Below are 13,816 nucleotides of genomic sequence, written 5' to 3'. Positions count from 1 at the left end.
CATCATCCGCTGACGGCACCACACCTCCAAGGACGGCCCGTCCACCGAACGGGCCCTCCTTGGGATTGTGGTACGGCGATGCCGGTCAGGTCGCGGGCAGCTCCTGAAGCATCTGTTCCATCTCGGTGATCTCGGCCTGCTGGTCCGCGACGACCTTTTCGGCCAGGGCCACGGCCTGCGGGGTCTGCCCGCCCTCGACCTCGTCCTGGGCCATCTCGATGGCGCCCTGGTGGTGGGCGGTCATCTGCTCCAGGTACAACCGGGCGGCCTCGGTGCCCTGGGCCTGCTCCAGGGCGGCCATGTCCTCCTCGGACATCATCCCGGACATCCCGCCGTGGTCCATGCCCTCCATACCGCCCATGTCTCCCATGTCCACGGGGTCTTCACCCCAGGCGGTGAGCATGGCGTTCATGCGCTCGATCTCCGGGCCCTGGGCGTCGATGACCTTCTGGGCGAACTCGGCCACCTCGGCCGGGATCTCATCCTTGGCCAGCAGCATCTCGCTCATCTCCACCGCCTGCTGGTGATGCGGGATCATCATCTGAGCGAACATCACGTCCGCGTCATTGTGCTCGGCGGAGACCTCCTCGGCCGAACCGGTGGCCGAGCTAGTAGCCGATTCCGTGGCGGACGGTGTCGCGGTGTCCGTGGCCGCAGGGGTGGCGGCGGGGGCGGAGCCGGTCGCGGTGGCCGAGGCCTCAGCGCCGGCGTTCTCGTCCTGGGCCCCGGTGCCGCAGGCGGTCAAGGTCAGGGCGGAGGCCAGGGTCAGGGCGGTCAGCGTCATCGTGCGTTTCATGGTGGGTCCTTTCATGGTGGGTTGAGGGTTCACATCAGGGTTCACGCCAAGGGGCGAGATCAGGAAACCGCAGCCGGCTGAAGGGCAGCCTGCGACCGGGGGCGCTCGAGAGGAGCCAGGTGCTCCGGGTCCAGGTCGGTGCGGCGCAGCAGCTGGGCGTTGAGGGCCACCACGATGGTGGAGACGGACATCAGGATCGCGCCCACCGCGGGGGAGAGCACGAAGCCGATCGGGGCCAGCACGCCGGCGGCCAGCGGGACGGCGAGCACGTTGTATCCGGTGGCCCAGACCAGGTTCTGGATCATCTTGGTGTAACTGGCCTTGGACAGGTGGATCATGGATAGCACGGCACGGGGGTCATTGCCGGCCAGCACCACGCCGGCCGATTCCATGGCCACGTCGGTGCCGGCGCCGATGGCGATGCCGACCTCGGCCCGGGCCAGGGCCGGGGCGTCGTTCACGCCGTCCCCGACCATGGCCACGGACAGGCCCCGGGCCTGCAGTTCGGTGACCTTGGTGTCCTTGTCCTGGGGAAGGACCTCGGCGAAGACCTCGTCGATGCCCAGATCCCGCGCCACGGCCTCGGCGACCTGGCGGGCGTCGCCGGTGATCATCGCGACCTTGACCCCCCGGGCGTGCAGGGCGGCCACGGCGGCCCGGGACTCGGGGCGGATCTTGTCCTCCACGGCAACCGCGCCGATAACGGACCCGTCGCGGACCACATGCAGCACCCCGGCCCCCCGATCCGTCCAGGCCCGGACATCGGCGGCCAGTGCCTCGGGGGTGTCCAGGGTGAGCTCGCGCAGCATGTTCGGCCCGCCGACGAGGACCTCGGCCCCGGCCACGGTGGCCGTGACCCCGCGGCCGGTGGCGGCCTGGAATCCGGTGCCGCGCAGGCCCAACCGGGCGGCCTCGGCATGACTGGTGGCGGCGGTGACGATGGCCCGGGCCACCGGGTGCTCGCTGTCGGCCTCGGCCGCGGCGGCGTAGGCCAACAGCTCGGCCTCGGAAATGCCGGGCGCCGCGGCGACACCGGTGACGGCGTGGGCGCCCTCGGTCAGGGTGCCGGTCTTGTCAAAGAGCACCACGTCGATGGTCCGCATCTGCTCCAGGGCCATCCGGTCCTTGATCAGCAGCCCGGCCTTGGCGGCGCGTTCGGTGGAGATCGCGATCACCAGCGGGATGGCCAGGCCCAGGGCGTGCGGGCAGGCGATCACCAGCACGGTCACGGTGCGGGTGACCGCATCGGTGGGCTGACCGATCACGGTCCACACGATCGCGGTGATGATCGCCGCCCCCAGGGCGAACCAGAACAGCAACGCGGCGGCCCGGTCCGCCAACGCCTGGGCCCGGGAGGAGGACTCCTGGGCGTCGGCGACCATCCGCTGGATCCCGGCCAGAGCGGTGTCGGCGCCGACGGCCTCGATGCGCACCCGCACGGTGTTGTCGGTGGCCACGGTCCCGGCCACCACCCGCTCCCCGACGGTGCGGGCCACGGCCCGGGATTCGCCGGTGATCATCGACTCGTCGAACTCCGCGGCGCCTTCCAGGATGGTCCCGTCGGCCGGCACGCGGGCCCCGGAGCGCACCAACACGGTGTCCCCGACCGCCAGCTCGCCGACGGGCACGGTCACGGTGTCTCCGTCCACGATCTTCTCGGCCTCCTCCGGCAGCAGCGCGGCCAGGGCGTCCAGGGCGGAGGATGCCGCGCCGAGGGCGCGCATCTCCATCCAGTGCCCGAGCAGCATGATGGTCACCAGCAGGGCCAGTTCCCACCAGAAGTCCAGTATCAGGTCCCCGATGCCCAGGGAGGTGATCCAGGAGGCGACGAAGGCCACGGTGATGGCCATCGCGATCAGCAGCATCATCCCCGGCTGGCGGGAGCGCACCTCGGTGAGTCCGCCCTTGAGGAAGGGGGCGCCGCCGTAGAGGTAGATCACGGTGCCCAGCACCGGGGCGATCCACGCCGAACCGGGGAACTCAGGGACGTGGTAGCCCAGCAGTTGTCCGACCATGTGGCTGAAGAACACCACCGGGAGTGACAGCACCAGCGAGACCCAGAACCGGTTCTTGAACATCGCGGTGGAATGCCCGGCGTGCTTGCCGTGGTCATGGACCTGGTGCTCCTCGTCCAGGGCCGAGTGGGCGTGGCCCTGGGGCACGGCCTGCCCGTGGGTGGCCGCGTCCGCGGGGTGGTGGGCGGCATGGTCGGTGTGGTTGGCGTGGCCGGCGTGGGGGTTCGGGTCTGGGTGTTCGGCGGTCTGGTCGGTGGGGTGATCGTGGTGGTGCGGGGTGCTCATGGTGTTCCTTCTGCTCGGCGGTCTGTTCGGCGACCGGCTCGGCGGTGGGGCGCCGACCTCGAGGGGATGGGTCGGTTAGATCCGGACGCGGTAGCCGGCCGCTTCGATGGCCGTCCGCACGGAGTCCGCGGAGGCGGGCCCGGTCACGGTGACGGGGGAGGCCCCGCCGGCGACCAGTTCGACCCGGACATCGTCCACCCCGTCCAGGGCGCTCACGGCCTCGGTGACGGAGCCCACGCAGTGTCCGCAGGTCATGCCCTCCACCTGGTAGGTCGCGTCGCCGGCGCTCGTCCCGGTTGGGTCGGCACTCTGTCGCCCGGCGGGGGCGGTGGCGTCGGCGGCTGGGGCGCAGCACGAGCAGCCGTTGGTGGCCCCCGGCAGCGGGGTGCGGGCGGATTCGGTCATGACGGTCTCCTTCAGGTCTGAGGGCGGCGCCGGACGGCGCCTCTCCTCTTGGTATATACCCCCCGGGGGTATCATTCAAGGGGTGGAGCGCCGGTGTTCACGGTGGATAAACGGGTGCGCCGGTAGGTGGGCTGGTCGGGGGGCTGCTTGGTGGGCAGGTCGATGGTGAACGTCGCCCCGGCCGTGGTGGAGGTGGCGCTCAGGGTGCCGCCGTGGGCCTGGATGAGAGCTCGGGAGATGGCCAGGCCGACCCCGGAGCCGCCGTGGTCACGGTCGCGGGCGGTGTCCCCGCGGTAGAAGCGTTCGAAGACGTGCGGCAGGTGCTCGGGAGAGATCCCCTCCCCGGTGTCGGTGACGCTGAGCGTGACCCCGGACGGGCTTTGTCGGGCCTCGAGGGTGACCCGGCCCCCGGCCGGGGTGTGGCGCAGGGCGTTGGTGAGCAGGTTGCCCAGGACCTGGCCCATGCGCTGGCGGTCCACGTCCACGGCCAGGCCCGGATCGGCGTCCATGGTCAGGGCCACGCCCTTGGTGGCGTAGGCCTCCTTGTGGGCCTCGGTCGCGGCATGCAGCAGCCCGCTGACCCCTTGGGGGCTGCGGTCCAGTTCGATCCGGCCCTCCTCGGCGCGGGAGACGTCGTTGATGTCCTCCACCAGCCGGGTCAACCGGGCCAGCTGCTCGCCCATCAGCTCACCGGTGGGCTCGTCCCAGTGGGACACCCCGTCTTGCAGGGCCTCGTGGTAGACGGTCAGCACGGAGACGGGGGTGCGCAGCTCGTGGGCCAGGTCCGAGAGCATCCGTCGACGGGTGTCCTCGGTGCGCTGAAGCCGTGCGGCCATGGTGTTGAAAAACCCTGCCAGATCCTCCACCTCGGTGCCGGCGCCCATGGCCGGCACGCGGGTGTCGTACCGTCCACCGGCCATGGCCTTGACCGCCTGGGTCAGGGCGTTGATCGGACTCTGGATCCGGCGGGCGACATGCCAGGTCAATGCCAGACAACAGATCAAGGCCGTGGCCAGGGCCACGGCCAGGGTCCAGAAATTGGCGTCCCGGTAGGCCTGCTCCACGTGCAGCACCTGGGCTGCATCGTGTCCGGCCCCGGCCTGTTCCAGGTGCTCGTGGAACAGTGGTGGGCCGGCCAGGGAGGCCACCACCACCGCGGCCAGCACGCTGGCCCCCACCACCAGCAGCTGGGCGAGGAAGAACCGGGCCGCTAATCCTTGGTAGCGCCGCCGGCCGGTCATTGCTCCGCCATCCGGTAGCCGACCCCGCGGACGGTGTCGATATAGCGGGCCGGGTCCGCGTCGAGCTTGCGGCGCAGGTTCTTGATGTGCACGTCCACGAGCCGTTCATCGCCCACCCAGGCCGGGTCCCAGACGATATCGATCAGCTGGCGCCGGGAGAAGGCCTGGTGCGGGCGCCCCGACAAGGCGGCCAGCAGGTCGAACTCCGTGCGCGTTAGTTGCACCACCTGGCCCGACACGCGGGCCCCGTGGGCGGCCAGGTCGATGACCAAGTCACCGCAGACCCGTTCCGGTTCGGGGGCTGACACCGTTGTGCGCGGCCGGCGCATGACCGCCCCCACCCGGGCGACCAGCTCCCGGACGCTGAAGGGTTTGGTGATGTAGTCATCGGCCCCCACCGCCAATCCCTCCAACCGGTGGCGCTCATCGCCGCGGGCGGTGAGCATCAGCACATAGCACTCGGAGAAGGCCCGCACCCGCCGGCACACCTCGATCCCGTCCATCCCGGGCAGGCCCAGGTCCAGGACCATCACGTCGGGCTCGTGAACCCGGGCGGCCTGCACTGCGGCCGGGCCGGTGTGGGTGAGGGCCACCTCGTAGCCGGCCCGCTCCAGGTAGGTGGCCACCATGCGCGCCAGCGGCTTCTCGTCATCGACCACCAACACCCGGCCGGCCGCCGGACCAGTCCCAGTGTCAGTCCCAGTGCCAGTGCCAGTGCCAGAGTTCATGGGTCCAGTCTCGCTCTGTCTCGCGCCCCGGCGGCTCAGAACGGTGCCGGGGCGGGGAATCTTCATCGAATCTTCAAGGCAAACCGCCCCATCCCGGCGCGTCACCGGCCGACAATGGTAGAAGCCCCGCCTTTTGGCCCGGGGCGGAAAGGCTCCATGACCCCCCTGACCCGCAGAACCCTGATCGCCGGCGGGCTGACCCTGCTCGGCGCTGGCACCCTCACCGCCTGCGCCGCGCCGAACCCCGCGACATCCCCGGCGGCCGGCACCGGCACGCAGGGCACCGGCACGGCCATCACCCACGTCCATGCCCTCACCCGGGACCCCGAGTCCGGTGAGGTGCTGCTGGCCACCCACCAGGGCCTGTTCCGGCTCCAGGACGGGGAGCTGACCCAGGTCGGTCCGGTCGTGGACTTCATGGGTTTCACCCTGACTCCCGAGGGCCGCTACCTGGCCTCGGGTCACCCCGCGCCGGGCACCGACCTGCCCGAGCCGCTGGGCCTGGCCGAGTCCACCGACCGGGGCCAGAGCTGGACGGTGCTCTCCCGCGGCGGCGCATCCGATTTCCACGCCCTGGCCGCCGGCCCGAACGGGGTCCTCGGCTTCGATGGGCAACTGCGCGCCAGCACCGACGGCCTCACCTGGCAGAGCCTTGAGATCCCCGTCGCCCCGGCATCGCTGGCGATCTCCCCCCAAACCGGGACCGTGCTGGCCACCACCGAAACCGGCATGTTGCGCTCGACCGACCACGGCGCGACCTGGACCACCCTGGACACCCCCCAGCTGATGCACCTGGTCGCCTGGGCCGATGACACCACCGCCGTGGGCGCCGGCATCGAGGGACACCTGCTGACCAGCACCGACGCCGGCGACACCTGGACCGCCAGCGACCGCCCGGTCGGCACGGCCACCGCCCTGGGAACGGGCATCACCGACGACGGGCAGACCGAAGCACTGCTGGTCGTCGGCTCGACCGTGCTGTCCACCACGGACGGCGGGAACACCACCGAATCGCTGCTGTGACCTCCTCCCGCCGCCCCCTGTCCGGCTGGCCCGCCCTTCGAACCGTTCTGGGCACCCTCGTGTTGATCCTGGGCCTGCTCGGGATGCACGCTGGTACGGGCACCAGCGCGGCTTGGGCCGCCACCGGTACGGCCGCCGCCACAACTGTTCATCACCTCGGGCCGGGGGCCATCGGTCCGGCCGGCATGGTGCCCGAGGTCGTGCTCCCGGCCGAGCCTGCCGGGGATGAGGCAGCCGACCCCGGGCTGCCGGTCTGTGCCCTGGAGGCCGTGGACGATACCTGCGCCTCGGCCCTGACCAAGGCACCTGTCGTGTCCCACTTGGCCTCCCGGGCTCTCCTGCCTAGCCCCGGTGGGGGACTGACCGCACCACCCCTGCCTTGGGTTGCCCATTTCCGGCCCCCGTGGACCCTTCACTGGCTCAACTGGCCATCAGCCGCACCTACCCCCCCCGGCCGCGCCCCACCGGTGAGCGCAGGGTCCGCCAATACCTCCGGGTGACAGCGGCACGCAGCCCCGGTACGCCACCGGCCTCACCCAGCAACTGATCAGCCATGCCCGGCCCCGTTGCACCCGCCTGCGACACGGGGCCGGATGACGGAAAGAAGAACCGATGACCTCCTCACTGACCACCCGCCGCACCTTCCTGGGCGCCTCCGTCGGGTCCCTGGCGCTGGCCGGGCTGGCCGCCTGCGCCGATCCCGCCACCAGCCCCCAACCGTCAGGGCGCATCCTGCCCACCGACCCGCTGGTCGCCGAGTACGAGAAACGACGCGCCGCCTCGGGCACCACCGTCACCCACCGGCTCTCCGCCGCACCCCTCGAGACCTCCCTCCAGGGTCGGGGCCTGACCACCTGGGGATACAACGACGGCCTCAACGGGCCGCTGCTGCGCGCCCAGACCGGGGACCTGCTCAAGGTCAGCGTCGCCAACGACCTGCCCGAGGACACGAGCGTGCACTGGCACGGGCTGGCCCTGCGCAACGACGCCGACGGAGTCCAGGGGGTGACCCAGGACCCCATCGCCGCCGGAGGACGCTATACGTACGGCTTCCGGCTGTCCCATCCGGGCACGTACTGGTACCACTCCCACTTCGACACCCAGCGCGAACGCGCCCTGTACGGGGCCCTGATCGTCGAGGACCCCAACGAGCCCCTCAGCTACGACCAGGAATGGGTCGTGATCCTGGACGACTGGCTCGACGGGATCACCGGAACACCGCAGGACGTCGTCGAGGAACTCTCCGCCGGGATGGACATGTCCGGCGACATGGAGGGCATGGCCGGCATGGCGGGCATGGACCACGGGTCCATGAGCCAGGACAGCTCCCCGGGCATGCCCATGAAGCACATGCTCACGGGTGCTGAGAGCGACTATCTGGGCGGGGACGCCGGCGACGTGAAGATCCCCGTGCACCTGTTCAACGGCCGCCCCCCATCCGACCCGGACACCTTCTCCAGCACCCCGGGCAACCGGATCCGCCTGCGCTTGATCAACGCGGCCGGAGACACCGCCTACCGGGTCGGGATCCCCGGCCAGGAACTGACCATCACCCACACCGACGGGTTCCCGGTCCAGCCCCGCCAGGCCGATGCCGTCGTTCTGGGGATGGGCGAACGCCTGGACGTGCTGATCACCCTCGGCGACCAGGCGGTGCCCGTACTGGCCCTGCCCGAGGGCAAGACCGGCCACGCCTACGGCATCATCGCAGCCGGTCCAAAGACCACGCTCTCCGGTCGGCTCCCGCAGACCCTGGGCGGAACCGTGCTCGATGGCAGCCGACTGAAGGCACACGAATCCGTCCTGCTCCCACCCAAGGACCCGACCAGGACCCACGAGGTACGCCTCACCGGATCGATGATGGAGTACGACTGGGGCATCAACGGGCGACGCTTCGACCCGGCCAACCCCTTCGAGGGCGCCTTCGAACTCCGGTTGGACGAACGCGTGCGGGTCACGATGACCAACGACACCGACATGTGGCACCCCATGCACCTGCACGGCCACACCTTCCAGCTGGCCGACCATGGCGCCCGCAAGGACACGGTCATCATCAAACCCCGGCAAACCATCGTCTTCGACTTCGAGGCGGACAACCCGGGCCAGTGGCTAACCCACTGCCACAACGCCTACCACGCCGAGGCCGGGATGATGGGCGTCTTCTCCTACATCCACTGACCCTCCCGCCCGGCCCACACCCCTCCATCCACGGGGGGATCGCACGGTGGCCGCCCAGGAAAGAACATGCCTTTATCGCTCACCCCCACCCACCGTGCCCAGCCCGCCCGAGACCTCTGGCCCGGCACCCCCGTCCTGACCCGTAGGAGGAAATAAATGGGCGAGTACTTCGCTCAGACGGTCCAATCCGGCGCCCTGCTGCTGGCCATCCCCCCGTCCACCTACGAGGCCCACCGGGCCGCTACGCTGCCAAACGCAGCGTAATCACACCCCGTGTCCAAGATCCGGGGGTAGGGCCTTGCTACTCTGCCACTGCCAGATGGCGCGGACATTGACTGGTCACGGCTCGAGCGACAGCCGATTGGAGGCTCTTCACAAACGAGGGTGTAGTCGGGGCCTGAATCCGCCAGCTTCGAGGAGTGCTCGGGCGATGTAGTGGGTGAGGTTGCGGAACCCGAGGGCCAGCCCGCGAAGATGCTCAAGTCGTCCATTCACGGCCTCGGTAGGTCCGTTGCTGGTGCGGGGTCGCTCGAAGTAGGCCAGGACATCGCAGACGCGTCTGGCCAGGGTGCGGCCGAGCTTGCGCAGCTCGACCAGCGGTCGGGGCACCCCGTCGGCGAGGGCATCGATCACCGAGCTCATCTCGACGCGGCCGGTGACCCGGTTGGGGTCTCGGTAGGCGGAGATCATGCGCTGGTAGATGCCCCAGGTGCACTCGACCTGGACGTGCCGGTCCCCGGTGAACAGCTTGTCGAGGCGCTCGTGTTGACGGTCGGTGAGCAGGTCGGCGCCGGTGTGCAGGGTCCGGCGCGCCGAGTAGAGCGGGTCGTCCTTGCGGCCGCGGTGCCCGTGCAACTCCTGCTGAACGCGGCGGCGGCACTCATCCAGGGCGTCGCCAGCCAACCGGATGACGTGGAACGGGTCCATGACAGTGACCGCGCCCGGCAGTTCCTCGGTGGTGGCGGTCTTGAACCCGGCGAACCCGTCCATGGCGACGACCTCGATCCCGTCGCGCCAGGCCTGGTCCCGCTGCGCGAGCCAGTCCTTGAACGCCTTCTTGCTGCGGCCCTCGACCACGTCCAGCAGGCGGGAGGGCCCGGTACCGTCCCGGACCGGGGTGAGGTCGATGATGACGGTGACGTACTTGTCGCCCTTCCTGGTGTGCCGCCACACGTGCTCGTCGACCCCGACCGCGTTCACCCCGTCCAAGCGGGACGGGCGGTCGATCAGCAGCCGTTGACCTTCGGCCAGGACGGCGTCGTTGGCGGTGTTCCACGAGACCGCGAGCCCCTCGGCGACGCGGGCCATCGACAGGTGCCCGATCACGATCGCGACCAGGCCCCACCGCAGGCCGGCGCGGGAGATCTTCGCCCGCGGCTCGGCAGCGGCGGTGGTGTCCTGACGCCATACGTGGCCGCACTCGGGGCACCGGTACCGGCGCACGGTGAGCAGCAGCGTGGTCGGGCGCCATCCAAACGGCTCGTGCGCCAGTTCCCTGGTCACGGTGTCCCGCGCAACGCCCTGGCAGCCACACCGGCGGCACCAGTCGCCCGGCTCGACGACTCGGCAGGCGAGCACCGCACGATCAGGTTCGAGCCGTTGGCCGGTGACCTCCAGGCCGAGGTCGTCCAGGCCGGCGAAGGTAGTCAGGTCGGGGCGCGTGAAGGTAGCGTCGGGCACGTCGAGGTCTTCCCGGTGGGTGGCGTAGGAACCCCCATCTTCGGAAGACCTCGACGCCTACCCCGGGACCGACGCGCCAGCGCCCTCTACACCGTCATCTGTGAAGAGCCCGATTGGAAGATGCCGCGACCTTAACCAATCGGCACCCAACCAGATGGCGTGATGGGAATCGCAGTGGTCCGATCGCGCAGCAGATGACGAAACGGAAGAAGGAAGACGATGGCTCACGGTAACGGCGGTCGCAGCCACGCGGGGCACCTGCCCTCCAGCGGCGCCGCCCTGGCGATTTCGGCGTGGCTGACGGGGATCTACTTCGTCATCGAGTTGGGCATCGGCCTGTGGACGGGATCGGTGGCGGTGATTTCGGACGCCTTCCACACCTTCTCGGCGGTGGGTGGCGTGCTGGTGGCCATCATCGCCGCCCGACTGGCCCGCCGCCCGGCCGATAAGGACCGCAGCTTCGGTTGGTATCGCGCCGAGGTCGTGGGCGCCCTGGTCAACGGCGGCTTCTTGCTGGGCATGGCGCTGGTCGTGATTGTGATGGCCGGCATGCGCATGACCGACCCCGTTGACTTGCCCACTACACCCATGCTGTGGGCGGCGGCCGGTGGCTTGCTCACCGAGTTCATCTCGTTGGGATTGATCTGGAAGCAAAGCCGCAGCGACCTGAACGTCAGAGGCGCGCTGTGGCACATTCTTCAGACTTTCGTCGGCAGCCTGCTCATCATCGTCACCGCGCTGGTGATCCGCTTCACCGGGTTCTTGCTGATCGATCCGCTGCTCGGAATGGCCTTCGGCTTCGTCCTGATATGGGCAAGTTGGGGCATCCTGCGCGACGCCACCCATTTGCTGATGGAGGGCACGCCCGCTGAGATTCGCCTGGGTGAGGTGACCGAAGCACTGGAAGCGCTCGACGGCGTTGAAGGCGCCCATCACGTGCACGCTTGGGCACTGACCAGTGGACGTTACGTGTTCTCCGGTCACCTGCGCATCGCCGACGGGGCCGATCCACAGGCTGTGCTCCAAGCCGCCTCCAGCATGCTCAAGGATCAGTACGGCTTCTTCTTCGCCACACTGCAGGTGGAGGCCGCCTACCTCGACGAGTCCGACGCCGAAGCGATCGATGTCATGCGTGAGACGCGCAAGAAGGGACAGGCGTGAGAACCCTCCTTCTGCTTGCCTTGATCACGTTCTCCGAGGCGACCATCGGTGTGTTCGTCAAGCTCACCGACGGGCGGATCCCAATCCAGACGCTGACCTTCTATGCCATGGCCTTCGCAGCGACTTTCCTGTTCATAGCGCGAGCCCTGGCAACTCGGCAATGGCCCCGCTTTCCCGCGGGCAACGTCAAGGACACCGCTATCATCGGCGTGCTGATCGCGGCCCAGGGCAGCGCATTCAATTTCGCGATGTCGCTTGTACCTATCGCCAACGCGGTGATCTTCTGGAGCATCGCGCCGTTCTTTGTGTTCATCTTTTCGGCGATTTTCCTCGGCGAGAAGGCGCGAAAAAGCTACATCCTGATATTCGCTATCGCCCTGGTCGGCATTGCGCTGGCCAACCCGCTCGGTGGCGGCCATATGCTGGGAAATTTCGTGGCGCTGGCCACCGGGGCGATCTACGCCGCGATGGTCACCTACATGCGCTACGAGGGTAAAACCGAGACCGGGAACGACATCGCCTGGTCACTGCTGGTCGCCGCACTTTCGCTTTCGCCGTTCCTCCTGATCGTCGGCCCCGGCCAAGTGGCGACGACGATCGCGCATCCGGCACTCGGCGTGGAACTGCCGGTGATGCTCTGGGCCGCGGGCCTGGGCATCGTCTCCACAGGTTTCGCCTACTTCGGCATCTCCATCGTCTTGAAGTCGATCGATGCCAATGTCTATGCCCTGGTCGACATCATCGTCTCGCCGGTTATAGCCTCCATATTCGGATATCTGATCTTCGCAGAGGTGCCCGGACGAGGCATCATCTATGGTGGCGCCTTGCTGCTCGCCGCCGGCTTCTGGCTGTCCCGCGAGATGTCGCGGGGCCGAGAGAACCAAGCCGTGCACCCATGCCAATGCGTCTAATCGCCGCAGGCAATAAAGGGGGCAGATTCCAGTGGACGTCGCCGGGTGAGTTGCATTTAGCGACCATCGATGAGCAGACCCATGCCCCCGCAGGTGTCGCAACCGGGGCCCGGCCCGACACAGCGCGTTGTCCATATAGGCGGTTGGTCCGCATGTGCGCCGCCACTCTTGCGGGCCCGACCTCTAGGCCGAGCGACTTTGTGGCCGCACTGTGCTGTTCGGTGTGATGTTCGGCAAACGGAGCATATGCCAAGTACCCGCGTGAGGACTTTCCTTACTGGTTCAAGCGCGCCTTCGGCGCGAGTGCCCGTCGTGCTCCGCTCCGCGGGGACCCCCGCGCTGCGCTCGCTTCGCTCGCTCCGCACACCCCCGCCCGCTCCGCACTCCGGGCACAACAACGAGGCACCCGCCCGTCTGGACGGATGCCCCGCTGGCCTGTTCCGATCAGCTCGTCTCAGGCACGATGACCCGGTGGACACCGCACACCTGGAAGCCGACGAGACCTTCGGCCCTTGCCTGGTACGCGACTGCCCGAACTACATCGGGCGCCATCCTGCTTACCGCGAGGCCACCGACCCGCGGTTAGAGAGTCTCCACGCCGCGCACCAGCATCAAGGGCGCTACGCGTCGCTACGCGATGGCCTCCGGCCACCCCTGACCCTGGTCCGCGACGCGGAGGAGGGCTAGTTATCGGGTCGGTGGCCCCACTCCGGCCGGCCCCAGATCTTTGCGACGCCCCCACCGTGGTGGTTGTTCGTTTTGTTCGTTTGAGTATCCTTGTGGATGAGAGGACGGCGACGACATGACCAAGACAGCAGCTGGCCCCGACGTCCGAACCTACGTGCCCGAGGGGGCGGTCGATCCGGCCCTGAAGGCCATCCTGGGCGAGGGCAGTACACAACGACCAGAACTCGTTGGCGCTAATGGCGAGCGCCTCCTGCTGCCCGAAGCGATGTACGACGTGCTCCGGCAGGTCGCAGAAGCCCTCGACAAGGGCATGGGGGTCACCGTCGCGCCGAAGAACGCCCGCCTGACCACCCAGGAGGCGGCCGACTTTCTCGGCATCTCGCGACCTACCCTCGTCCGCATGCTCGAAAGAGGCGAGATCCCCATGGAGAAGCCAGGGCGTCACCGGTTCGTTCGGCTGGCAGACCTCGTCGACTACCAACAGCACCAGAGGAACCAGCGACGCGAAGCGCTCGAACGCATGGCCCTCGAAAGCGAACGCGATGGACTCTACGAAGCCACCGACGGTCCGCCCCGGCGCACTCGCTGACACCAGATGGCGTTCCCAGCCTTCCTCGACACCTGCGTCCTCTATGGAGCAAACCTCAACGACACCCTGCTCCGGATCGCTGAGGAGGACGCCTTCAGTCCGCAATGGTCCCCGGAC

General features: G+C 68.9%; 11 protein-coding genes. 5 read left to right on the top strand and 6 right to left on the bottom strand.

The genetic code is table 11. From position 1 onward, the window contains the following. Positions 1–85: 85 nt before the first annotated feature. From KSED_RS02390 to KSED_RS02370, 5 genes are all read right to left on the bottom strand, one after another. On the bottom strand, positions 86–796 hold the full coding sequence (locus KSED_RS02390; RefSeq protein WP_041290833.1) for a DUF305 domain-containing protein: 711 nt from the start codon (positions 794–796) through the stop codon (positions 86–88). 59 nt (positions 797–855) lie between these two features. After that, positions 856–3,096: a copper-translocating P-type ATPase gene (locus tag KSED_RS02385; protein WP_012801983.1), complete on the bottom strand. Its 2,241-nt coding sequence runs from the start codon at positions 3,094–3,096 to the stop codon at positions 856–858. 75 nt (positions 3,097–3,171) lie between these two features. Then, positions 3,172–3,501, bottom strand: coding sequence for a heavy-metal-associated domain-containing protein (locus KSED_RS02380; RefSeq protein ID WP_012801982.1), 330 nt, complete (start codon positions 3,499–3,501; stop codon positions 3,172–3,174). 71 nt (positions 3,502–3,572) lie between these two features. Next, on the bottom strand, positions 3,573–4,742 hold the full coding sequence (locus tag KSED_RS02375; RefSeq protein WP_012801981.1) for a sensor histidine kinase: 1,170 nt from the start codon (positions 4,740–4,742) through the stop codon (positions 3,573–3,575). Continuing rightward, entirely contained in the window at positions 4,739–5,470 is a 732-nt protein-coding gene (locus KSED_RS02370; protein WP_041290832.1) for a response regulator transcription factor, read from the bottom strand. Before KSED_RS02370 ends, KSED_RS02375 begins: the two co-directional genes overlap by 4 nt. A 156-nt stretch (positions 5,471–5,626) precedes the next feature. Between KSED_RS02370 and KSED_RS02365 the strand changes: the two genes are divergently transcribed. Together KSED_RS02365 and KSED_RS02360 are read left to right on the top strand one after the other, a co-directional pair. Next, positions 5,627–6,493, top strand: coding sequence for a F510_1955 family glycosylhydrolase (locus KSED_RS02365; RefSeq protein WP_012801979.1), 867 nt, complete (start codon positions 5,627–5,629; stop codon positions 6,491–6,493). Positions 6,494–7,105: 612 nt separating this feature from the next. Beyond that, entirely contained in the window at positions 7,106–8,671 is a 1,566-nt protein-coding gene (locus tag KSED_RS02360) for a multicopper oxidase family protein (protein ID WP_012801978.1), read from the top strand. A gap of 372 nt (positions 8,672–9,043) precedes the next feature. Here the strand turns inward: KSED_RS02360 and KSED_RS02355 are convergent, their stop codons facing one another. After that, the gene (locus KSED_RS02355; RefSeq protein ID WP_012801976.1) at positions 9,044–10,351 is read right to left on the bottom strand and encodes an ISL3 family transposase; all 1,308 of its coding nucleotides are present in this window, start codon (positions 10,349–10,351) and stop codon (positions 9,044–9,046) included. Between the two features lie 219 nt (positions 10,352–10,570). Here KSED_RS02355 and KSED_RS02350 point away from each other — a divergent pair, with 219 nt between their 5' ends. From KSED_RS02350 to KSED_RS02335, 3 genes are all read left to right on the top strand, one after another. After that, positions 10,571–11,512, top strand: coding sequence for a cation diffusion facilitator family transporter (locus KSED_RS02350; protein WP_012801975.1), 942 nt, complete (start codon positions 10,571–10,573; stop codon positions 11,510–11,512). Then, positions 11,509–12,423: a DMT family transporter gene (locus KSED_RS02345; RefSeq protein ID WP_012801974.1), complete on the top strand. Its 915-nt coding sequence runs from the start codon at positions 11,509–11,511 to the stop codon at positions 12,421–12,423. The genes KSED_RS02350 and KSED_RS02345 overlap by 4 nt, the downstream gene beginning before the upstream one ends. Before the next feature lie 802 nt (positions 12,424–13,225). Continuing rightward, complete coding sequence (locus KSED_RS02335; RefSeq protein ID WP_012801972.1) at positions 13,226–13,699, top strand: helix-turn-helix domain-containing protein; 474 nt, start codon at positions 13,226–13,228, stop codon at positions 13,697–13,699. The last annotated feature ends 117 nt before the right edge of the window (positions 13,700–13,816 follow it).

The sequence above is a fragment of the Kytococcus sedentarius DSM 20547 genome, from assembly GCF_000023925.1.
GTDB classification, from domain to species: domain Bacteria; phylum Actinomycetota; class Actinomycetes; order Actinomycetales; family Dermatophilaceae; genus Kytococcus; species Kytococcus sedentarius.
Note: the sequence above shows the minus strand (reverse complement) of the source record. Positions and strands in the feature narration are given on the sequence as shown.

Excerpts from the sequence above, each read along its gene's own strand:
- KSED_RS02390 (WP_041290833.1), bottom strand. The coding sequence starts at position 796 with ATGAAACGCACGATGACGCTGACCGCCCTGACCCTGGCCTCCGCCCTG.
- KSED_RS02360 (WP_012801978.1), top strand. The coding sequence starts at position 7,106 with ATGACCTCCTCACTGACCACCCGCCGCACCTTCCTGGGCGCCTCCGTC.
- KSED_RS02380 (WP_012801982.1), bottom strand. The coding sequence starts at position 3,501 with ATGACCGAATCCGCCCGCACCCCGCTGCCGGGGGCCACCAACGGCTGC.
- KSED_RS02385 (WP_012801983.1), bottom strand. The coding sequence starts at position 3,096 with ATGAGCACCCCGCACCACCACGATCACCCCACCGACCAGACCGCCGAA.
- KSED_RS02365 (WP_012801979.1), top strand. The coding sequence starts at position 5,627 with ATGACCCCCCTGACCCGCAGAACCCTGATCGCCGGCGGGCTGACCCTG.
- KSED_RS02350 (WP_012801975.1), top strand. The coding sequence starts at position 10,571 with ATGGCTCACGGTAACGGCGGTCGCAGCCACGCGGGGCACCTGCCCTCC.
- KSED_RS02375 (WP_012801981.1), bottom strand. The coding sequence starts at position 4,742 with ATGACCGGCCGGCGGCGCTACCAAGGATTAGCGGCCCGGTTCTTCCTC.
- KSED_RS02370 (WP_041290832.1), bottom strand. The coding sequence starts at position 5,470 with ATGAACTCTGGCACTGGCACTGGCACTGGGACTGACACTGGGACTGGT.
- KSED_RS02335 (WP_012801972.1), top strand. The coding sequence starts at position 13,226 with ATGACCAAGACAGCAGCTGGCCCCGACGTCCGAACCTACGTGCCCGAG.